This window comes from Treponema parvum (assembly GCF_017893945.1).
In the GTDB taxonomy this organism is placed as follows: Bacteria; Spirochaetota; Spirochaetia; order Treponematales; family Treponemataceae; genus Treponema_D; species Treponema_D parvum_A.
This window is the reverse complement of sequence record NZ_CP054257.1, coordinates 1,357,285-1,378,677: the sequence shown is the minus strand read 5'-3', so window position 1 is coordinate 1,378,677 and position 21,393 is coordinate 1,357,285. Positions and strand designations below refer to the sequence as shown.

Sequence of the window (21,393 nt, the reverse complement as noted above, 5' to 3'; positions counted from 1 at the left end):
AGTCCGAGCGAAAACTCGGACTGTGAAGATAGTTATTTTTTTGCCAGTTCTGCGGAAATCGATTCTACCATTTGCTGAGCGGTTATCTGTCCCATAAGAGCCTGCTGCAGCAGTTTTACGGTGGTGGAATCTATGACGGAAGCCCAGTTGATCGTCTTAGGCCAAGGTCCTACATATTTTACGGATTCATTGGACATCGCGTAGAACGGATTGTCTCTGAAATACGGCAGATCCGCTACGCTTTTTGTGATCGGAACAGAGCCTAAATAGCGGCTTTGAAATTCTACCGCCCATTTTTCACTCATCCAGCTTATAAACGTAAACGCCGCTTCCTTATTTTTTGAAATAGAGCTGATACCGTGGTTTATAACGGAACCTTCGGACCAGCGGTAACCCGTCGGGCCTGCGGGAAACAGCATGACGCCGACCTTATCGCCCAGCGCCTGAGTGATTTCTACATAAGTACCTATGTGGTGATGCAGCATTGCAGTCCGTCCGCTTTTAAAAGCGCCTACCACTTCCGAAAAACCGTCGCCGACGGCTGAAGGCGGAGTAACTTTTTCTTTTTGATAAAGATCCAAATACTTTTGCGTCGCTTCTACGGCAAGCGGAGTATTAAAAGCTACATTTCCTTTATCGTCATAAAGTTTTGCGCCGTAGCTTTGAACCCAAATATAGTAACACTGAGCGTTTCCCCTTCCGCCCCTCAAGCCGAATCCGTAACGGTCCAGAGTCTGTCCGCTTTCATCCTTATATTTACCGGTAAGAGCCTTTGCGACTTTTACGAATTCATCCATGTTCTGCGGAACGGAAAGCCCTTCTTCTTTGAACCAGTCTTTTCGGTAGTACATGTAAGTTACAAGCAGTTTCCACGGCATGCCGTATTGCACGTTGTTAATTTTACTGCTCGGCCATACCTTATCGAATATGTCGTTTTTACCCGGCCATTTTGAAATGTAGCCGTCGAGCGGCTCAAGCATATTCATAGCGGCAAATTCGGCTACCCAGTTTTCGCTCATGCCAAAGGTGTCGGGCCCCTCGCCTACTTGGTATGCCGTGATGAATTTTGTGCGCACATCCTTTTGCGGAACATTTTCCCATTCCACTTTGATATTCGGATGAGTAGCGTTAAATTCCGCGATAAGTTTGGAGTAATTTTCGTTATCGGCGTTAGGAACCCAATACCAGTGGTGTATTGTCACCGGCCCGTTTCCGGTCTTTGTCTCCGATTCTCCCTTCGCACATACAGGCACAATACTGAGAACTGCCAGAGCGCTCAGTAACATCAAACGTTTCATATAAAGTCCCCCTTTATTTAATCCTATTGTTTAATATATAGTCATAATCGAAATCCCAGCCCAACCCCGGTTTTGTCGGAATCGTAACCGTACCGTCCGCATTCAAAGGATCGTAGATTGATTTGAACCACGGTTTCGGCTTGTCGTAGTCGAGGAACGGATGTAAAAGTCCTCGCTCGTAATATTTACCCGCTATGGGCATGGCTCCGAGCACGTGCAAATTTCCTATAGTATTGCCGTGAAGTTCAAGGCTCATGCCGAACGATTCGTAAAGATGAACGGATTTCATCAAACTTGTGATACCGCCGGTAACTTCAGATCCCGCGCGGCCTATGTCGGAAGCTCCTGAAATTATCCATTCCGCTCTCGAGCGGTTTTTACCTTCAGCTGTTTCAGGACCGCAAATAGGAAGATCGACTTCTTTGGTGAGCCACTTATACGAAGACATGGAATGTTCGTCCATGGGTTCTTCCATCCACAAAAAGTTAAGTTTTTCCAATTCCTTTGCTATATAATACGCTTCCTGACGCGTATAATCGTGGTACGGGTCAAGCATAAGTTCGATATCCGGCCCTACCGCTTCGCGGACTGCGCGGCACGCCGCTACGTCGAGCTTAGGATCAGGTTCGGGGATTATGGGCGGCATCCACGTATGAAGTTTTATGGCCTTATATCCTTTTTTCAGCAATTTTAAAGAAAAATCCGCATAGGCTTGAGGCGTATTCAGACCGCCTTCAAAATTATCGCCTACCATGATGGAAGCATAGGCGGGAACTTTTTCTCTAAAGCCGCCTAGCAGTTTGTAAACCGGCTGAGAGCATTTTTTACCGCATATGTCCCACAGCGCAAGGTCGAGGGCGCACAACGAACGGTCGGTAAATGTGGAATGAAGCCTTTGCCACGTGCGCATTCTCTGCCAAATCCGCTCGTGAAAGAACGGATCTTCGCCGATTATCGCGGGACAGACTACGTTTTGCAGAATATCTACGTTCATATTTCCGTCAACGGCGCAGCCTTCCGTTCCGTCGTCACAGGTGATCCTTAAAAAACCTGCGGCTGCGTCGTGTTCTTTTTCCGGATGGGAATGCCCTTCCGCATCGCGTACCATAACCGATTTGAAATGAATTTTGAACGCTTCAGCTTTGATTATTTTCATATAGGCCTGCCATATTTCATAAACATTTTATAATTTATCATAGAATATATTTTATTTTTTGTAAAGATATTTTATATTTTGGCCTAATTTTGAGTTTGGTAAAACTCAAAATTAGGCCGCTTTGCTCACTTGTCCTGCGCCGGACGCATCGCTTTTGCCAAGTAGATAAAAGGCGTATCCAAAAGGCTTGTAAAAATGTAAATTATATAGCAGGAAGCGGTTATGTTTATGAGCGTTTTCAGATCGTAGATTTTCCAAAAAGCTAAAAAATTGAATATCACTATGTTTATGAACTGTGAAACGAGAGTTGAACCGTTATTCCTTAGCCATAAAAATTTTTCTTTTGAACCCGTCTTTTTTTGAGTGAAATTCCACCAAGCGTGATAAGCCCACACGTCGAATATTTCCGAAACCGCATAGCCTATGAGGCTTGCCGTCATTATTCTGGGAGTGTTTGAAAAAACTTTTTTGATCGAAGGGAACGCCCAATCGTTTGGAGAAGGAGTATATAAAAGCCACAGATTTGTGATTACGATAAAGGAAACGGAAACCGCTATTCCTATGAACACAGCCTTGTTCGCCGATTTTTTGCCGTAAATTTCACTTAATATATCAGTCGCAAGAAAACTTGCGGCAAAAAGCGTATTACCCAGCGTCTGTTCAAGGCCGAAGGCATTCACTAAGATCAATACTTCGATGTTTGCGGTTATCGCCGTAAAAACCATCCAAGTATATAAGCCCGATCTTCCGAATAATTTAAAAAAAACAAGAAGCCCGCCGTAGGAAAAAAGCAGCGACAAGCACAAAAGAATTTCATTAGACATTTTATCACCCATATCGATTTTTTTGCATAACATACATTTCTTTTTAAGATCTTGCAAGCAAATTGATGAGACGGATGTTTGCATGTTTATTCGGTTTTCAGTATAGTGTTCGGTGAATATTCGCGTGATTTAGGAGTGAATCATGATCGTCATGAAATTCGGCGGTTCGTCCGTCGCAAATGCGGAGCGTATACGCCATGTTGCAGAGATTATCAAAGCATACAAGGGAAAAAGGCCTGTCGTAGTGCTTTCCGCAATGGGGGATACGACGGATCACTTGCTTGAAGCTGCGGAAACCGCAGTGAAAGGTACCATTGACATACGAAAGGTTATGGAATTGCACGAAAAGACACAAAAAGAATTGGGTATTTTACCCTCTCCCATCGTCGATCTGCAAGCGGAACTTCAACAGCTTTTGACGGGAATCTGCATGTTAAAAGAGCTTACCAAGCGCACACGCGACTACCTTGTTTCATTCGGTGAGAGGATGTCCGTAAGAATAATGGCCGCTTATCTGCAAAAAGAAGGGCTGCCTGCGCAGTTTTACGATGCATGGGATATAGGCTTTATAAGCGACAGCAATTACATGGCTGCGGAACTTGACGAATCCGTATGGCGCCTTATTCCGTCGCATCTTGACGATTACAAAAACGGAAAAAACGACGCTATTCCGATAGTTACCGGTTTTATCGCAAAAGATAAAGAAGGTCATATCACAACATTGGGGCGCGGAGGAAGCGATTTAAGCGCTACGATGCTGGGTTCTGCAATGTGTGCCGAAGAAATCCAAACGTGGAAGGATGTAGACGGCATTTTAACGGCGGATCCGCGTATCTGCCCCGATGCACGCCCCGTTCCTGAAGTGACTTATGAAGAAGCTCAGGAACTGGCCGTTTTCGGATCTCAAATTTTGCATCCCAGGTCGATGGTTCCGTGTTTGCGTACAGGAACGCCCGTTCGCGTAAAGAATTCCTATAATATTGAAAGTCCTGGGTCTATCATAGTTGCAAAACACACTCAAAAAACCAATCCCGTATGTGCGATTACGTCTATAAAAAACATAACCCTCATAGACATCGTTTCTACTCGTATGATCGGAGCCGCAGGCTTCCTTGCGCATATATTCAATCAGTTTTTAAAATGGAATATAAGCATCGACGTGATTGCGACCAGTGAAGTTTCCGTGTCGCTTACTATAAATACGCAAACAAATTTGGACGGGCTTGTGGCCGATCTTAAGAAAGTTGCCGATGTCAATGTAAAAAAAGGAAAGGCTATAATAGCCATAATATGCGACGTTGCATCTACGAGCGAAATTTTAGCTCAAGGCTTTACAGCCCTTGCCCGAAACAATATAAACGTACAGATGATCAGTCAGGGAGCTTCAAAAGTAAACATAAGTTTTATTTGTAACGAAGATCAATCGTCGGACGTAGTAAAAATCCTGCATAAAGCATTTTTCGGAGAAACAAAATGAAAATGACTCTTATCGGTTACGGCAAGATGGGACACTTGATTGCCGACGTTGCAAAAAAACGCAAGCACGACATAGTCGCGACTATCGATGTTTTTTCGGAAGACGCGAGCGTCCGTGTTCCTGTGGGAAGCGGCAAGGCCGTAGCCGAAGCGGTTGAAAAAAGCGGTGCGGAATGTGTTATAGACTTCAGTCACCCTTCTGCGATAATTGAAAACATAAAGGCCGTTTTACCGACTAAAATCCCAATGATCGTGGGAACGACGGGATGGAACAATGAAATGACCGAAATCGAAAAATTTGCAGCTTCGTGCGGCGGAACTATAATGGCTTCGTCGAATTTTTCAATCGGCGTAAATCTTTTTTACAAAATAATAGAGGAAGCTGTAAAACTTGTAAAGGAATTTCCCGAGTACGATATTGCGACTTGGGAAATGCACCATAATCAAAAAGCTGACAGTCCGTCCGGAACCGCATTGGAAATCGCAAAACGAATATTGTCAAACGATCCTGTAAAAAAGGAACTTGTAACCGACGCTTTCCATGGAAAGCCCCAAACGGAACAGCTGCACGTGTCAAGCACCCGATGCGGATATACGCCCGGAACTCATACCGTTTGGTTTGACAGCAGCGCCGACACAATAGAACTTACTCACCGTGCCCGTAACCGTGAAGGCTTTGCGTTGGGAGCGGTTATTGCTGCAGAAAAGTTGTTAACATGTATAAAAAATCATACGATTTCTGCGGGAAAACTGTATACAATGAAAGATTTGTTTTAATCGAACCCGCCTTAAAAATAAAAAGGCCGCCGACATTTATCCGTCGACGGCCTGTCGCTGCTTAATGTAGAATATTACCAGTTCTTCTCGATCTGATCGCAAATATTCAGCTCAGCTTCCGTATTATCAAAAAATTTCGCTTTTTCCATGTTCGGAACAAAGTTGACCGTGTCGCCGAGGTGATAAATATTTTTCGGGCTTGTGCGTACGATCATGTTTTGACCTTTTTCCGACGTGAGGAAAAGATGAGTTTCGGCTCCCAGCGGTTCCTGGTTCATAATCTTAAGGGACATGTTGTTTTCGCTTGCCGGTTTTTCAACAAAAGTCACGTCTTCCGGGCGAATACCGAAGGAAATCGACTTACCTACATAGGACTTAAGTTTTGCCTGCTGAGCTGCCGTCGGAACAAATGAGAACGAGCCTTCGTCGGCGATGATCTTTCCGCCTTCTTCTTTTATCGTAACGCTAAGGAAATTCATCGGCGGCGTTCCTATAAAGCCGGCTACGAATTTATTTATGGGATTGTTGTAAAGATAGAGCGGCGCTCCGATCTGCTGTATCTGTCCGTCTTTCATGACGACGATCTTTGTTCCTAAGGTCATAGCTTCTATCTGATCGTGTGTAACATAGATCATCGTAGCCTGCAAACGGTTGTGCAAGGCTGAAATTTCAGCTCTCATGGTTACGCGAAGTTTGGCGTCGAGGTTTGAAAGAGGTTCGTCGAACAAAAATACCTTAGGATTGCGTACGATAGCGCGTCCTACGGCGACTCTCTGTCGCTGACCGCCGGACAGAGCTTTAGGTTTGCGGTTCAGATATTGTTCTAGATCGAGCTGCTTTGCGGCTTCGTGAACGCGACGATCGATTTCAGCCTTGTCCATTTTACGAATTTTAAGACCGAAGGCCATATTGTCGTATACGCTCATATGAGGATACAAGGCATAGTTTTGGAAAACCATAGCTATGTCGCGATCTTTCGGCGGAACGTCATTCATCTTTTCACCGTCGATAAAAAGATCTCCTTCCGTAATGTCTTCAAGTCCCGCGACCATGCGGAGAGTTGTGGATTTTCCGCAGCCTGAAGGTCCTACGAATACGCAGAATTCGCGGTCTTCAATAGTAATGTTGGCATCCTTTACAGCGTGCATGTTGCTGTCGGGATATATCTTGCCGATATGTTTTAATTCTACCTTAGCCATTTTGGCCTCCCTTGGGGTTATATTATTATTTTAATGATATAACTACATGAGATCGCCGTCAAGGCAAATTACGCTGATTTTGTTAATTTAATGAAAAATCTGATTTTATCGTAAGCTTAGTACGCCGAATTAAGGCCGCCCGGCTTTATCTGAAAATGGCTGAATTCAATGCTGAACGAAGCCCTGCCCTGCGTCGCGGATCTGAGATTAGTGGAAAAGCCGAACATCTTTGCCATCGGTGCTTGCGCATGGATCAATTCTCCGGAGGGTCTTGAATCCTGCCCTAAGATAATTCCGCCGCGTTGAGTCACTTGACTCATAGCTTCTCCTACAAATTCTTTGGGGCAGGTTATGTCAACGTTCATGACCGGCTCCAAGAGTTCGGGAGAGGCGGCGTTGCAAGCGTGATCGAAGGCCTGCGCGGCACAGGCTTCAAAAGCGAACGGAGTGCCGGTAAGTTCATTCCACGCAAGATCGGTAACGGTAACGGCAGTATCCGTGCATGGGTAGCCGTATTTTATACCCGAAGCGAGCGCCGCTTCAAATGCGTTTTTAACGGCGGCGACGATTTCTTCAGGAATGTCTTTAGTCTTGGCGGTACAAGCGTAGGAATTTCCTTGTCCCTGAGGCCTTGGCTCCACTCGGACTGAAATTCCCGCCGTATTTTCTTTACCTGCAAGCACCTTACTGAAATTTTCGGTGTGTTCTGCGGCAACTGTTACCGCTTCACGGTATGTAACCTGAGGAGCTCCGACGCGCGCGTTGACTTTAAAATCGTCTTTCATCCTTGTAACAAGAACGTCCAGATGGAGTTCTCCCATACCGCTTATGATGAGCTGGCCTGTTTCCGCATCTTCGTGAAAGGTAAATGTCGGATCTTCTTTTGAAAGGATACCAAGCGTTTCGTTCAATTTATCGCGGTCGGAAAGGGTTTCCGGTTCTATAGCAATGGAGATTACAGGCTCGGGAAATTTCATATTTTCAAGAGAAACAGGCATCCCTTCGCTTCCGAGCGTGTCTCCCGTCTGCGCAAATTTCAACCCGATAAAAACTGCAATGTCGCCTGCGGATACGCTGTCGATCGGCTCGTTTTTATCCGCGTGCATACGCAGTATACGGTTTACGCGCTCTCTTTTTTTCTTTCCTACGTTGTAAATCTGACTTCCGCTTGTAATTTTGCCCGAATACATTCTAACATAGCACAGCGATCCCATCTCTTTGTCGTACTGAATTTTAAATACAAGACCGAGCGGCATTCCGTCAGTCTTGCACGGAACAAGTACTTTTTCTTCTTTGTCGCGTTTTATGTGTATTCCTTCCGCAGGAGGAACTTCGTCGGGCGCAGGAAGATAATCCACAACCGCGTCGATGAGCGGCTGCACGCCTTGATTGTGGCGGGCGGATCCCATAACAAACGGCACAAATATTCTATTAACGGTACCTTTACGGATTGCGTCTTTTAAAAGTTCGGCGGATATTTCTTTTCCTTCAAGATAGAGTTCTCCGAGTTTGTCGTCTGAAGACGCAACCGTATCTACAAGTTTTTCCCGCCATTTTTTTGCACTTTCTATGCGCTCGGAAGAAATGTCGCATTCGCTAAGGGTTTCTCCTTCGTCGTCGGCGTTCCATCGAATCTCTTTCATTTTAATCAGATCGATGACGCCTTCAAATTCCTGCCCCTGCCCTATCGGAATTTGTAACGCAAGACATTGAACCGCGAATTTTTGAGCGACGTCGTCCATCGAATTAAAAAAATCCGCCCCGATTCTGTCCATTTTGTTCATAAAACAAATTCTCGGAACTTTAAATTTGTCGGCCTGATGCCATACGGTTTCCGTCTGCGGCTGAACTCCGTCAACCGCACAGATAACTGCGACGGCGCCGTCAAGAACGCGAAGAGAACGCTCCACTTCAGCCGTAAAATCGACATGGCCGGGAGTGTCGATTATGTTGATCTGAAAGCCTTTCCAGTAAGTTGTAGTAGCGGCACTCTGAATGGTTATGCCTCTTTCCTGTTCCTGAGTCATCCAGTCCATAGTAGCTTGTCCGTCGTCGATTTCGCCTATCTTATGAATTTTTTTTGTGTAATAAAGGATCCGCTCGGTAGTGGTTGTCTTTCCCGCATCGATGTGAGCCATAATCCCTATATTTCGCATTTTATCAAGCATGGTAAATCCTAGTGCGGACAAAAATCCGCCAACTTAAAAATTACTTATTTTGCAACAAGCCTTAAATTTTGCGCAGCCTGATTTCAGCGTGTTACCGATAAATCCGTGCACCACCGCTTTTTATGGAAATGTTCGCCGTCATATTTCCGAAAGCCTAGACAGAAGCGGAACTGTTCGCCCCTGCGCAGGAGCTTTAAAACAATCCTGTTTTTCCCTTCTTTAAGATGTACGAGCTCGTAATGATTATACGGAGTCCACAATCGCATCTCGTCATAGCATAATTTTTTTTCGTCATTTACCCAAAGCACAAAACCGTCATTGTTACCGATTATGACCCAAAGGTCTTGATCTTTTGGAGATATAACTTCCTGTTGCAAATAAACGCAAATTTGTCCCCGACATCCGAACGTTTGATCAAGCGGCAATAAATCTTCATAGCCGCGGATGATGCATTTTTCTTGAGTTGAAAAAGCTGCCGTAAAATCATTTTCATCAATATAAGCTTTATCCAGATAAACCGCATTATTGACCTTGCATTCCATGGTTGGCCGTCCAGTGTCTTCGTCATGGGCAGCCGGAATATTCGGTAAATCTTTTTTTTCTAAATTTTCAAAAAAAGGACCGACTCCGATCCAGTCCATTGCTCCTGCAATACCGAAACTCAATTCGGCGATTTGTTCAGGTCTTTCTCTCTCGGCCGTAACGACTTTTAATTTGTTGATATTTGCGATTGATTTGATTTGGTCGGAGGTTAGGATACAAAATTCTGTTTCAGCGGTTTCTCCTGCAGGAAGCAAAAAATCCCGATACTGCGGTTCTACAACCCAGCCTGACGGCAAATTTTCAATTCGGCTATGAAGGCTGTATGCTTGGTTCGACCGGTTTTGCGTTACAAGCTTGATGCGGCATCTGTCTTGGAATCCGATAGCCGGCTGATCCGAATACCGGATTTCCTGATGAATTGCTTCATCGAATTTTTGCTCGCAGCGGGGCGGCGTTAACAGACTTCCGTTCTTCAGCGTTTCGCCTAACCGGCAGGTTTGCTCTGATAAGCGATATATGGAACGGCAATCGCTTTTGATGTCGATTCCTACCACATAGCCGTCGTTAACCAGAGCTTTCAACTCTTCGGGAATTTTTTTTGCGCCATACAGTATGCCCCAAATTGCCGCAGCGGTTGCGCACGTACAATCCGTATCGAAGCCGCTGCGGAAAGCTATGTCTATTACCGTCTGCAAATTGTCTTTGCCGTATAAAAGGGCGATAAGCATGAGCCCCAGATTGGTGATGGAGTTGGTAAAATCATTATGGCCGTATTTTTGTAAAACCGCGGTTCTGACTTTTCGCCAATCGGCGATACCTTGTTCCGCCAATGAGAACACCAGCGAAGCGCATCCGAGCGCGCGTGAGTCTTCCGGTAAAAAATGTAATTGACTTTTTAACAACTCGGTCATATCCGTCCCCGTGAAAGCACAGGATTCGATCGCCGCGTAATATTGTTCAATCCAAACCGATTCGCCTGCATGATCAAGACTGCCGTCAAGCCCGGCGTAATAAGCGGCTTTGTCCGGGTCGTTCGGAAATACCATAGCCCATATCTCCGAACGAATCGGGCACCCTTCGCCTTCACAAAAAAACGGATTGTTAAAGCTTCCGCTGTACGGCGGCATAATGCCTCTTTCATAATTTTTTAGAAAAATGCCGTATTCGCTGAAGGGATACCAGCAATGCTCGTCCCACGCTTTTGCCAAATCGTTTGCCGTCAGTAAAAGGCCTTTCTCTTCCAAAACTTCCAGCCAAAGCAACTGCATATCCAGATCGTCATTGGGTAAATCCGGCCGAATCACTTCTCTGAAGTCGCGGTCGATAAGTTTTTTTATCCCTTCAACCGGAGTGCCGGCCGCGCCACCCAGACATTTTCCCAGCCAACCGCCGTATACATGATCAAAATAATTAGAATCATTCATCTTTATCTCCAAATTTCCATTTGAATGGTTTTTATGGCATTTCCAGAAAACATTACAAGTTTTCACTACTGTCTAAGATAACACAAGTACTTTTTAATTTAAAGTCTGGAATTTGTGGTATAGTTGGGCTAGAAAACATACCGCAAGAGGAATTACAGACATAAAACGAGTGTAACACAAAACTCGGACAATTGCTATCTTACTTAATAAAAAAACACTGTTGCATCGGCATGTTTCCCGGGCAAAAACACGCACCTGAAGCCGACGGCTAGGCCATTTTGTTTTTCCATGAGTTTATATAGGCCATAGGCGTCATCCCCGTGTATTTTTTAAATATAAGGTAAAAATATTGAGGATTATTTCCGAAGCCGATCTTTTCCGCGACATCTGAAATTTGAACATCCGCCTGTACTGTTAAAAGCTGTTTGGCTTTTTCGACTCGTTTACGGTTTAAAAAATCCGAAAAACGATAACCTGTCTGTTTTACAAATTGTTTGCTAACATAGTCCACGTTCATAAAAAGATAATGTTCGGAAATATATTTCAACGAAAGGCTTTGCTCGTCTATATGAGTTTCAACAAAGGCTATAAGCTTCGATATGAAATCCGCCACGCTTCTGGTTCCTATAAGCATAGGCGGAAAGATGACGGGCAGCGTTTTAAGAAATGAAGAAAGTATTTCATCCGTCGTATTCATGCGCTTTAGTTCCATAACATAGTCCATAATCTGCATGGGACTGTAAGCTATGTCTCTTCTGTCCGCGTATTTGATCAAAAGTCCAGAAAGCAAAAATACCAAAAATTCTTTATCTGTTACGGTCTCAAGGATTTTCCCCATGTCGATGAAAATCTTTTTGCGTGATTGAAGATCCGCCTCCTGTATGCGGTTTAAAAGCTTTTCCATAGACGATACGGTACTGTCGCCAGTCATATCGTTTTTATAAATGTCATAAATTTCGTCGGAACGAAGTTTCCAATCGGAATTTCTTTTAGATATACTTTTTTGTATTTCTTTAACGGCTTCGACTATTTGTTTTTCGTTGCAAGGTTTTAAAAGATAATGCCGTATTCCGAAACGCATCGCAGTCTTTGCAAAAGCGAATTCTTCGTAGCCGGTTAGGATGATAAATTCTATATCGCTGTCGATTTTTTTTATGTTTTCAATGAGTTCGAGCCCTGAAAAGCCGGGCATTTTGATATCCGTGAGAACGATGTCGGGATATTCGTCAAGTATTGCATTGTAGGCTTCTATTCCGTCCTTGCAGGTGCCTACGATTTCGACGTCGAGAGCTTTCCAGTTTATCAGTGATCGTATTGTTTCTCGGATGATCCTTTCATCGTCAACGATTATCATCCTCAGCGCGGTTTTCATACGTATTCCTTCGGGATCAATATTTCAGCGACGGCCATCTCATGTTTATTATACAGAGAAAGTCCGTATTCCGTGCCGAAAGTTAATTTTATTCTTTTGTCGATGTTCAAAAGTCCAAGTCCGGTTCTGTGTTTTTTCATGACGCCGCTTTTAAGCTTTTCAAGAGTGTCTTTAACAAATCGTGAACCGCTGTTGCTTACGCTTATCTTTATATTTTCTCCGGATTCCTCTATCTTAATAATAATGTCACACGCTTCGGTAGAATTTTCAACGGAATAATGTATCGCATTTTCGACAAGCGGTTGAATGCTGAGTTTGGGAATTCTGCAGTTGTTTAATTGAGGATCGGAAATAATCGAAGCGTTGAGCCTCTCTTCAAAGCGAATTTTTTGGATTGTAAGATAGCAGTCTACAAGCTCCAGTTCCGTTTTTATTGTGTGTTCGGTCAAAGAGTTGTTAAGCGTTATGCGCAAAAGTTTACCCAAAGATTCCACCATGGTCGAAATTATTTTTGCACCGATCATCTTTGCGCGCCAATTTACCGATTCCAGCGTATTATAAAGAAAATGTGGATTTATTTGGTTTTCTAGCGCCGTAAGCTGGGCTTCCTTCATTAAAAGTTCATTTTTATAATTCATCTGTATCAGATTATTTATTTCCTGCACCATAAGGTCAAACTGTTGGTGAAGTATTCCTATTTCGTCGCTCCGCTTTGAATAATCATAGCGTACGGGAATTATCTGTTTGCTGTCGCCCCTGAAGGTTGTGATCTTTGATACAAGATAATTTATGTGTTTTGAAACAGCGCCTATAGTTACCGAAGAGAAAAGAATCGAAAACAGAATTCCCGAACCGATGACTGTAAAATATATTATGGCCGTATATTTAAGGATTTTTGCCGTTTCGCCGTAAGGGACGAGGCACACGTATTCCCAATCGTATCCGGGAACGGCGCTTTTTACGGCGAAAAAATCGTCCCTGTTTATCTTTATAACTCCGTATTCTCTGCCGGATAATTTTTGAGGAATTTTATGCAGAATGTCGGAAAATTTTTCGCCGGTGTTTATGCCGTATTTATAAAACACCTTTCCGTCTTTAAAAAAAATAAAAGACGGTTCGTGTTCGCCGTAAGCTGAAGACGACTCTTTGACCAGCCTGTTCATGTCGAGCTGAAATATTACTTCGCCCAAAATTTCAAGGCTTAAATTTTCTATGCGGCGGACAGCTCTGCCCATAAAGACTCCATGCGTTTCGCCGTATTCGGTTATCCATACTGGTGCGCCCAACAGCCGATCCGACTCGGTTATAATTTTATTTCTTAAATCTTCGGGCAGAGTTCTCTCAAGGCTTATGTCGGAAGGAATATGGTACTTGTTGTTTGCAAGAAGCGCGGCGGATATGCAGAGCGGACGAAGTTCGAACGAATATGCGATAAGAGAATCGTACAGTAATTTGTATGCAGTGCTTCTTGTATTATGGTCGTTGTTTTGACTTGATATAAAGAGTTGCTGCTGTATAGTGCCGTCGGAAAGCATAAGGTTGCTCATGTTTTCGGCCAAGCGCAGCGTGGAAGATATTTTATTTCCCGAATAGACGAGATTCTTTGCTATTTCCAAATACAGCATTTTAGTGTTCGCTTTCGTTACGTAATATAAGGCGATGATTGAAAATCCGCAGAAAAACACGGTTCCTGAAAAAATAATTATAAATAGGATTTTTTTTAGCAGAGAAAAATTGTTCAAAACGTCTTCGATTCTTTTGATAAGTTTTTTTAATACGAACATAAAATTTAATTTCGCATTCATGCGCTTTTTGCGCACATATAATTTGCGATGTTTGCCGAAAGGCAAATTTGTTAAACTGTAAATATAATTATATCATCAAAATATACGATACATAAAGCCCTAAACCACGACAACCGAACCACACCGGACGCTTCGCTTTTTACTTGCCTTTTTCACGGGAAACTTTGCGCTCGCCGCAAGGCACCGCTGCTATTTTTTGCATAAAAATCGGTTTTTTATACTATGAAGCCGATTTATAGGATTTACAGAGTAAAAAAACGGTATGATACTCTTATAAAAAGCAAGTTATCTAGGTTTAGAACAGGAGGTTTTAATGAAAAAAGTATTAAAGATCGCAGCAGGCCTTTGTCTTGCTGCGGCATTACTCGTAACAGGATGCAAAAAGGCGGAAAACAAAAAGTCAGGGGCTTCTAAAGAAGCAAAACTTACGATGTTCTGGTGGGGAAACCAGACGAGAAACGAAAGAACACAGAAAATCCTTTCTATGTTTGAAGCTGAAAACCCGGGCGTTAAATTTGATCCGCAGTTTGCAGAATGGGCGGACTATTGGAGCAAGTTGGCCGCGTCGTCCGCCGGAAAGCAGATGCCGGACGTAATACAGATGGACTATCAATATATTACTCAGTATGTGAGCAAAAATCTTCTTGTTGATTTAACGCCCTATATCAACGACAAGGTCTTGGACGTAAGCAACATAAACAAGGGAATTCTGGCTTCCGGTTCCGTGGACGGAAAAGTATACGCTATATGCAACGGAGTAAACGCTCCGTCATTGTTCTATAACAAGACACTTCTCGACGCTAACGGGATCACGGTAAAAGACAATATGACCATTGAAGAATTTATGCAGCTCTCCGCAGAAATTTACAAAAAGACGGGTTATAAGACGAATCCCTCATACGGCGGAAATATATTCCTTACATATTTCATGAGAGGCGAAGGCGTAGAGCTTTTCGGCGATAAAAAATTCAATGCGACGGTTGAAAACTTAAAAGCTTTTTTCACTATCTACGAGAGAGGCACGAAGGAAGGATGGATGATTTCTCCAACCGTATTTGCCGAGCGCACGTTAGGTTCCGTAGAACAGTCGTCTTTGCTATACGGCAGTTCGGGTTCCAATATGTCATGGTGTGCCTTTGCTTGGTCAAATCAACTTAGCGCATTTACAAAGGCCGCTCCTGAAGGGATGAAACTCGGCATTACCACGTGGCCTGCAAAAGACCCGATAAAAGCAAATTATCTTAAACCCAGTCAGTTCTTCTGCGTATCCGTGGACAGCAAAGAACCGAAGATCGCCGCACAGCTTATAAACTATATAACAAATTCAGTAGACTGCAACAACGTTCTTTTAGGAGAACGAGGAATCCCCGCTTCTTCCGTAGTTGCGGATGCGATCGCACCGAAGTTTGATGAGACTCAGCAGACCGTGATAAAATATATCAACACAGTAGTTTCTCCGAACTGTTCGGCAATCTCTCCCGCAGATCCGCAAGGGGCTCCTCAAGTCTACAAAACTATGACCACATACGTAGACAAGATATGTTTCGGAATGCTCACGGCGGAAAAAGCCGCAGCGGAGTTTTTTGACGAAGGAAATAAAATTTTAGCCAGATAATGTTGGCGATGTAAAGAGGTATTTGAAGCAGTTCGATCAGCCTTATAACAGCGACGGCTGCTTCAAATACTCGCTTTTCTTAAAACTGTGCGCAAAGTGCGCGCTAACTGCGCTTGGTGGAAAATTGAAATTTTCTCCCCGCGCGGTTTTATAGGATAAAAATGATGAAAAATTCCCGATTGAACAGACTGAAACAAATAGCTAATACGGAAGGCGGCGCCGGCCTAATCTTTGCTTCTCCGTTTATATTCGGTTTTTTTGTTTTTTTAATTATTCCGATCTTAATTTCGTTTTATTATTCTTTTTGTAATTACGATATTCTTTCTCCGCCGGTCTGGAATGGACTTAAAAACTTTAAAGAAATATTTACGGATGATGAAACGTTCTGGCGTTCCCTGTTTGTAACGTTCAGATATTCCTTTGCGGCAGTTCCGTTAAAACTGGCTTTTGCCCTTGTTGTCGCCTTGATCTTGTTTAATACGACGAAGATGTCGGGCTTATACAGAGGAGTCTATTATCTTCCGTCCATTTTAGGAGGTTCCGTAGCGGTTTCAATACTGTGGCGTAGGATGTTTTCAAGCAACGGAACGATCAACGCTCTTTTGGGGCTGATAGGAATAAACACCCAGTTTTCGTGGGTCGGAGAAAAATCGACCGCCATTTGGATTCTTATCTTACTTACAGTATGGCAATTCGGCTCTTCCATGTTGATCTTTTTAGCCTCTTTAAAACAAATCCCTTCCACGCTGTACGAGGCTGCCCGTGTTGACGGAGCCAACAGATGGCATCAGTTTTGGAAAATTACGTTCCCTTTGCTTACGCCGACTATCCATTTTAATTTGATAATGCAGACTATTCAGGGATTTTTGGCGTTTACACAGTGTTACATAATCACACAGGGACGCCCCATGGATTCAACCCTTTTGTACACTGTTTATGTTTACAGGCAGGCCTTCGAATTTTATAACACGGGTTACGCTTCCGCCCTCGCGTGGATAATGCTTTTTGTGGTAGCGCTGTTTACATGGCTTTTGTTTGCGACAAAAAGATTTTGGGTTTATGAAGGAGGCGTATGATGAAAGGACAGGCAAAAGAAAAAATCATTTATCACATATTGGTGTGTATCATAGGATTTTCAATGATCTATCCGCTTTTGTGGATGGTTATGAGTTCATTCAAGCCCACCAATACTATTTTTACTACGGCTTCTAAGCTTATCCCGAAAGAATTTGTTTTAAGCAATTATCGGACGGGATGGAAGGGATTCACTCCGGGACAGACGTTCGCGATCTATTTTAGAAATTCCTTGTTTATTTCGCTTACGGCGACGTTCGGAGCGGCTTTATCTTCCGCCGTCGTTGCCTTTGCTATGTCCCGCCTTCACTTTTTCGGAAAAAAATTCCTAAAAGCTATGATTCTCGTTTCTATGATGCTTCCGGCGCAGATTCTTATGATACCGCAGTACCTGTGGTATCTGCATCTGGGATGGGTAGGCACCTATCTTCCTCTCATAGTGCCTTCTTGGTTTGCCACACATGGATTTTTTATATATCTGATGATGAATTTTATAGACGGAATTCCCAGAGAGCTTGACGAAGCGGCTAAAATAGACGGATGTTCTTATTACAGAACGTTTGTCGTCATAATTCTGCCGCTCCTTGTGCCGGCCATAGTTACGTCGTGTATATTTTCTTTTATCTGGCGCTGGGACGATTTTCTTTCGGCGCTGCTTTATGTAAAGCAGACGACGCAGTATCCGGTGAGCTTGGCGCTAAAGCTTTTCTGCGATCCGGGATCTTCGTCCGATTACGGGGCGATGTTTGCCATGTCTACGCTTTCTTTATTGCCGGTAATGCTTATCTTTATCTTTTTACAAAAATACCTTGTAGAAGGAATAAGCACCAGCGGTTTGAAAGGCTAAAAGTTTAAAGAAGTTTTAACGTTTATAAATCACAATAAATATCAGGAGTTATATATGAGAGATTTACACAGTATTAAGATCGCTTATATCGGCGGAGGATCCAAACAGTGGGCGCGCGTTTTTATGAACGACCTTGCCCTTGCAAAGGATATTTCCGGAGAGATCGCGCTTTTCGATATCGACGTCGAATCGGCGGAAAGGAATAAAAAAATCGGAGAGCGAATCAATCAGTCCGAAAAAGCCGTTTCAAAATGGAAGTATTCGGTCTATAAAAGAATTGACGGAGCTTTAAAGAATGCGGACTTTGTCGTCATTTCGATACTTCCGGGAACCTTTGAAGAAATGCGTTCCGACGTGCACGCGCCTGAAAAATACGGCATATATCAGCCTGTAGGCGACACCTGCGGTCCCGGCGCCGTCTTACGCAATATGCGTACCATTCCCGTTTATGAAGAATTTGCAAAAAAAATAATGACCTATTGTCCGGACGCATGGGTTATAAACTTTACAAATCCGATGAGTTTGTGTGTAAAAACCTTGTACGACGTGTTTCCGAAAATAAAGGCCTTCGGCTGCTGCCACGAAGTTTTCCACACCCAAAAATTCCTTTGCTGTGTAGCACACGAAATTTTGGGCATCCCCCAACCTCAAAGAAATGAAATTTATACCGATGTTTCAGGGATAAATCACTTTACGTGGATCACCGAAGCCTATTACAAAGACATAAACCTTATGTCGCTTCTTCCCCAATTCATTAAAAAATATTTCGATTCGGGGTATTACGAAGAAGGCGATGCGGACAAATACAAGACGAATATGTTCGCTTACGCGAACAGGGTAAAGATGGACATGTTTAACAGATACAATGTTTTAGGAGCCGCAGGCGACCGACACCTTGTAGAGTTTATGAATAACGGATGGTATTTGGAAAATCCTAAAGCCGTGGAATTTTGGAAATTCCGCCTTACGACCGTAGATTTCCGTGTAAAACAGCAAAAAGAACGGATCGAAGAGACTATAGCTATGGCGGAAGGTAAAAAGCCCGTAACTGTAAAAAAATCGAGCGAAGAAGCCGTAGAATTGATAAAGGCGCTTTTGGGCCTTGAAACGCGGGTATCAAACGTAAATATGCCGAATAAAGGACAGATGCCCGACTACCCCATGGGCGCCGTAGTTGAAACGAACTGCGTTTTTTCAAACAACTATGTTGCGCCTGTAACTGCGAAACCGCTGCCGGACGGTCCTAAAGCCCTTGTGATGAGGAACCTCATAAATAACGAAGTTCTTTATGAAGGCGTAAAAAATCGCGATCTTGACATGATCTTCGAATCATTTATAAACCAGCCCTTGTGCTCAAAATTAAATATTTCCGACGCAAGAGAGCTGTTCAAGACCATGATCGACAATACGGCGTCTTATCTGCCTGAAAAATTAAGGCATTGGGCATAAAACGTATGGAGCCGCACTGCGAGTTGAATTTTACTGAACGTCGGTGCAGTACTTTTCGTGCGGCTCGGCGCCGGTTACTGCTGCCTTGCGTTCCGCTTTTTACATCTCACAGCTGAAACGCTCGGCAATAGTTCTATCGAAGGGCCGCAAATTTAAAAAATACTTTTTAAGTCATCAAGGCTTTCGCACAGCTTCCAAAGGAACTTTTTTATTTCCTCGTCCGGTTCTATTTGATCCGGAATCATAATGCAAAAAAGTCCTGCGGCATAGGCGCTTTTTATTCCGTTAGGGCTGTCTTCAACGGCCGCACATACGCCCGCAGAATATCCTATGGATGCGCAGGCTGAAAGATATATGTCAGGAGCAGGTTTACTGTGCGTTACCGAATCTCCCGTAGTTACGGTTTTAAAAAAATCGATTACTCCCGCATCCGTAAGTTGCGGTATGACGCGCGATCTTCTCGTAGAAGATGCGAGAGCCACGCAATAACGGGAGCTGAGATACTCCAACACTTGTTTTGCCCCTTTCATAAGAGGAATTCCATGCTCGCCTGCAATCTTATCAAAATACACGGATGTTTTTTTTAGAAATTCGTCTACGGAAAATACCGAACCGTATAAATTCTCTAACGCAATTTTCGTGTCGTTCTTGTTGCAGCCCATGCTTAGACGAAAAATCTTTTCTATTTCAGCGGTATCTATTCCAAAATCCTTGCCCGCCGCATACCACGCTCGTTTTGAAATAGATTCCGTATCGAGTATTACCCCGTCCATGTCAAAAATTATCGCTTCTATTTTTTTCATAGACGACATGGTAGTATTAAACCCGCTTCAAATCAAGATATCGGCTATTTGTGTGCCGGACGCAAGGCCGATGATGTCAAATTTACGCTTGACATTGATCGTTCGTTTCGATATATTAAATAAAAATGCGGGGATGGTGGAATTGGTAGACACGCCAGCTTGAGGTGCTGGTGGCGAAAGCTGTGCCTGTTCAAGTCAGGTTCTCCGCATCGCATAAAACCTTGTGATTCAGTGAATTGCAAGGTTTTTTTTATGAACGTGTTTTTTGTACGAAACTATGCAAATTATAATTCCCGTTTTTTTTATTTTTACGGTTAATGCGGTCGTAAATACATATCTTCCCATTATACTTGCCTATGTGGGTTACGATATTGCTAAGATAGGCGTATTGCTGTCAATCTTTGATTTTACCGGAACATTTGCAGCCCTGCCTTGTATTTATCTAATCGAAAAAAGGAATAAATACGGCGTAGATCTTTTTTTTATTCTTCTGCCGTGTATATTGCTGCCCGTCCCCATAATCACAGTTCACAACTTTTTATTTTCGGCACTTTTTATGGGCGTTTATTCCATAGGATACAAATGTATGTTTCCCGTTTCGGATACCGTAATAAACAACATACTTATAGGACGGTACAACGATTACGGAAAGGTACGAGCTATAGGATCGCTAAGCTTCGTATTGATGAACATTGTCATGCAGATTTTTTTAAGCGGAAGAGACGCAAACAGTTTTGAAATGATTTTGTGGATGACGATTCCCGCCGTTTTAACCGCGGCATCGCTTTTTTTTGTGCCGGGGCTAATGCCGCCGCTTTTTGTAAAAAAAACCGAACAAAAAAACAATATAAAAGGCGAAACCGCCGACGGCGCAAAAAAAGTCAGGCACGCGATAAGCGTCCTTGTAGTAAAAAAGCATCCTTTTTTGCTGTCATCGCTGGTATCGGGCTTTTCAGCGTCTTTTTGGGCTGCAATGGTATTGCTGACTTTTGCTTTTCTTGCCATGTCGCCCGTAAATAAGTTTTTTTCCTTGTATGTTACCGAATTTTTAAACTTGAATTCGGCTCCGGCATTTTGGGCCGTTCACGCCGCCGTTGAAATACCTGCTATGATTTTTTCCGGACGGTTTATAAGGCGCTTCGGCAATGAAAAGATATTGTGCCTGTGCGTGCTCGCCATATCATTTCGCCTTTGGACTTATATACTGTTCAAATCTTTTGCAGGAGCCTTAGCCGGACAGTTTTTAAATTATTTTACTTTCGGACTTTTTCATCCTGCGGCGATTTCGTTTATTGCCGAGCACGTGCCGTCTAAAAAGCAGGTTACGGGACTCGCTCTATATGCGATAGGCGCAAACGGCGTGGGTAACATACTGGGAAGTTTTGCAGGCGGTATAATAATCGAAAAATTCGGCTTTCCTACCTTATTTTTATGGGCGTCGTTTTTGCCGCCGCTCGCCGTAGTTCTGTTTATGCACTTGAAGAAAAAAGGAAGCTGTTTTGACGGCGGCACTTGTTAATTGTGCTTATGAAAGCAAAAGATCCCCGGAAAAATCCGGAGATC

16 protein-coding genes and 1 tRNA gene are annotated in these 21,393 nt (G+C 43.4%); 8 read left to right on the top strand and 9 right to left on the bottom strand.

Annotated elements, in window-relative coordinates:
- Positions 1-32: 32 nt before the first annotated feature.
- The 3 genes from HRI96_RS06150 to HRI96_RS06140 all read right to left on the bottom strand — a co-directional run bounded on the left by HRI96_RS06150 (position 33) and on the right by HRI96_RS06140 (position 3,290).
- The gene (locus tag HRI96_RS06150; protein WP_210116533.1) at positions 33-1,298 is read right to left on the bottom strand and encodes an ABC transporter substrate-binding protein; all 1,266 of its coding nucleotides are present in this window, start codon (positions 1,296-1,298) and stop codon (positions 33-35) included.
- Between the two features lie 13 nt (positions 1,299-1,311).
- Positions 1,312-2,454 (bottom strand): enolase C-terminal domain-like protein, encoded by a 1,143-nt coding sequence (locus HRI96_RS06145; protein WP_210116532.1) that lies wholly within the window; start codon positions 2,452-2,454, stop codon positions 1,312-1,314.
- A gap of 125 nt (positions 2,455-2,579) precedes the next feature.
- Positions 2,580-3,290 (bottom strand): queuosine precursor transporter, encoded by a 711-nt coding sequence (locus HRI96_RS06140; RefSeq protein WP_256729168.1) that lies wholly within the window; start codon positions 3,288-3,290, stop codon positions 2,580-2,582.
- Between the two features lie 130 nt (positions 3,291-3,420).
- Here HRI96_RS06140 and HRI96_RS06135 point away from each other — a divergent pair, with 130 nt between their 5' ends.
- Together HRI96_RS06135 and dapB are read left to right on the top strand one after the other, a co-directional pair.
- Positions 3,421-4,755: an aspartate kinase gene (locus tag HRI96_RS06135; protein WP_210116531.1), complete on the top strand. Its 1,335-nt coding sequence runs from the start codon at positions 3,421-3,423 to the stop codon at positions 4,753-4,755.
- Positions 4,752-5,531: a 4-hydroxy-tetrahydrodipicolinate reductase gene (gene dapB / locus HRI96_RS06130; protein WP_210116530.1), complete on the top strand. Its 780-nt coding sequence runs from the start codon at positions 4,752-4,754 to the stop codon at positions 5,529-5,531. Before HRI96_RS06135 ends, dapB begins: the two co-directional genes overlap by 4 nt.
- Positions 5,532-5,605: 74 nt before the next feature.
- On the opposite strand, the gene HRI96_RS06125 is transcribed toward dapB, so the two are convergent.
- The 5 genes from HRI96_RS06125 to HRI96_RS06105 all read right to left on the bottom strand — a co-directional run bounded on the left by HRI96_RS06125 (position 5,606) and on the right by HRI96_RS06105 (position 14,021).
- Positions 5,606-6,730, bottom strand: coding sequence for an ABC transporter ATP-binding protein (locus HRI96_RS06125; RefSeq protein WP_210116529.1), 1,125 nt, complete (start codon positions 6,728-6,730; stop codon positions 5,606-5,608).
- 116 nt (positions 6,731-6,846) lie between these two features.
- Positions 6,847-8,898, bottom strand: coding sequence for an elongation factor G (fusA, locus tag HRI96_RS06120; RefSeq protein WP_210116528.1), 2,052 nt, complete (start codon positions 8,896-8,898; stop codon positions 6,847-6,849).
- A gap of 83 nt (positions 8,899-8,981) precedes the next feature.
- Complete coding sequence (locus tag HRI96_RS06115) at positions 8,982-10,865, bottom strand: ADP-ribosylglycohydrolase family protein (protein ID WP_210116527.1); 1,884 nt, start codon at positions 10,863-10,865, stop codon at positions 8,982-8,984.
- Between the two features lie 268 nt (positions 10,866-11,133).
- Positions 11,134-12,237: a response regulator transcription factor gene (locus HRI96_RS06110; protein WP_210116526.1), complete on the bottom strand. Its 1,104-nt coding sequence runs from the start codon at positions 12,235-12,237 to the stop codon at positions 11,134-11,136.
- Complete coding sequence (locus HRI96_RS06105) at positions 12,234-14,021, bottom strand: sensor histidine kinase (protein ID WP_210116525.1); 1,788 nt, start codon at positions 14,019-14,021, stop codon at positions 12,234-12,236. Before HRI96_RS06105 ends, HRI96_RS06110 begins: the two co-directional genes overlap by 4 nt.
- A 334-nt stretch (positions 14,022-14,355) precedes the next feature.
- Here HRI96_RS06105 and HRI96_RS06100 point away from each other — a divergent pair, with 334 nt between their 5' ends.
- From HRI96_RS06100 to HRI96_RS06085, 4 genes are all read left to right on the top strand, one after another.
- Entirely contained in the window at positions 14,356-15,657 is a 1,302-nt protein-coding gene (locus HRI96_RS06100; protein WP_210116524.1) for an ABC transporter substrate-binding protein, read from the top strand.
- Positions 15,658-15,818: 161 nt separating this feature from the next.
- Positions 15,819-16,733, top strand: a complete 915-nt coding sequence (locus HRI96_RS06095) for a carbohydrate ABC transporter permease (RefSeq protein WP_256729167.1) — start codon at positions 15,819-15,821, stop codon at positions 16,731-16,733.
- Positions 16,730-17,578, top strand: coding sequence for a carbohydrate ABC transporter permease (locus HRI96_RS06090; RefSeq protein WP_210116523.1), 849 nt, complete (start codon positions 16,730-16,732; stop codon positions 17,576-17,578). Before HRI96_RS06095 ends, HRI96_RS06090 begins: the two co-directional genes overlap by 4 nt.
- Before the next feature lie 54 nt (positions 17,579-17,632).
- Positions 17,633-19,027: a family 4 glycosyl hydrolase gene (locus tag HRI96_RS06085; protein ID WP_210116522.1), complete on the top strand. Its 1,395-nt coding sequence runs from the start codon at positions 17,633-17,635 to the stop codon at positions 19,025-19,027.
- 152 nt (positions 19,028-19,179) lie between these two features.
- On the opposite strand, the gene HRI96_RS06080 is transcribed toward HRI96_RS06085, so the two are convergent.
- The gene (locus HRI96_RS06080) at positions 19,180-19,830 is read right to left on the bottom strand and encodes an HAD family hydrolase (RefSeq protein ID WP_210116521.1); all 651 of its coding nucleotides are present in this window, start codon (positions 19,828-19,830) and stop codon (positions 19,180-19,182) included.
- 127 nt (positions 19,831-19,957) lie between these two features.
- On the opposite strand from HRI96_RS06080, the gene HRI96_RS06075 reads away from it, so the two are divergent.
- Together HRI96_RS06075 and HRI96_RS06070 are read left to right on the top strand one after the other, a co-directional pair.
- Positions 19,958-20,039: transfer RNA gene (locus HRI96_RS06075), tRNA-Leu, on the top strand.
- 68 nt (positions 20,040-20,107) lie between these two features.
- Complete coding sequence (locus HRI96_RS06070; RefSeq protein ID WP_256729324.1) at positions 20,108-21,349, top strand: MFS transporter; 1,242 nt, start codon at positions 20,108-20,110, stop codon at positions 21,347-21,349.
- The last annotated feature ends 44 nt before the right edge of the window (positions 21,350-21,393 follow it).

Coding starts and splice junctions, on each gene's coding strand:
- HRI96_RS06150 (WP_210116533.1), bottom strand. CDS start 1,298: ATGAAACGTTTGATGTTACTGAGCGCTCTGGCAGTTCTCAGTATTGTG.
- HRI96_RS06145 (WP_210116532.1), bottom strand. CDS start 2,454: ATGAAAATAATCAAAGCTGAAGCGTTCAAAATTCATTTCAAATCGGTT.
- HRI96_RS06140 (WP_256729168.1), bottom strand. CDS start 3,290: ATGGGTGATAAAATGTCTAATGAAATTCTTTTGTGCTTGTCGCTGCTT.
- HRI96_RS06135 (WP_210116531.1), top strand. CDS start 3,421: ATGATCGTCATGAAATTCGGCGGTTCGTCCGTCGCAAATGCGGAGCGT.
- dapB (WP_210116530.1), top strand. CDS start 4,752: ATGAAAATGACTCTTATCGGTTACGGCAAGATGGGACACTTGATTGCC.
- HRI96_RS06125 (WP_210116529.1), bottom strand. CDS start 6,730: ATGGCTAAGGTAGAATTAAAACATATCGGCAAGATATATCCCGACAGC.
- fusA (WP_210116528.1), bottom strand. CDS start 8,898: ATGCTTGATAAAATGCGAAATATAGGGATTATGGCTCACATCGATGCG.
- HRI96_RS06115 (WP_210116527.1), bottom strand. CDS start 10,865: ATGAATGATTCTAATTATTTTGATCATGTATACGGCGGTTGGCTGGGA.
- HRI96_RS06110 (WP_210116526.1), bottom strand. CDS start 12,237: ATGAAAACCGCGCTGAGGATGATAATCGTTGACGATGAAAGGATCATC.
- HRI96_RS06105 (WP_210116525.1), bottom strand. CDS start 14,021: ATGTTCGTATTAAAAAAACTTATCAAAAGAATCGAAGACGTTTTGAAC.
- HRI96_RS06100 (WP_210116524.1), top strand. CDS start 14,356: ATGAAAAAAGTATTAAAGATCGCAGCAGGCCTTTGTCTTGCTGCGGCA.
- HRI96_RS06095 (WP_256729167.1), top strand. CDS start 15,819: ATGATGAAAAATTCCCGATTGAACAGACTGAAACAAATAGCTAATACG.
- HRI96_RS06090 (WP_210116523.1), top strand. CDS start 16,730: ATGATGAAAGGACAGGCAAAAGAAAAAATCATTTATCACATATTGGTG.
- HRI96_RS06085 (WP_210116522.1), top strand. CDS start 17,633: ATGAGAGATTTACACAGTATTAAGATCGCTTATATCGGCGGAGGATCC.
- HRI96_RS06080 (WP_210116521.1), bottom strand. CDS start 19,830: ATGAAAAAAATAGAAGCGATAATTTTTGACATGGACGGGGTAATACTC.
- HRI96_RS06070 (WP_256729324.1), top strand. CDS start 20,108: ATGCAAATTATAATTCCCGTTTTTTTTATTTTTACGGTTAATGCGGTC.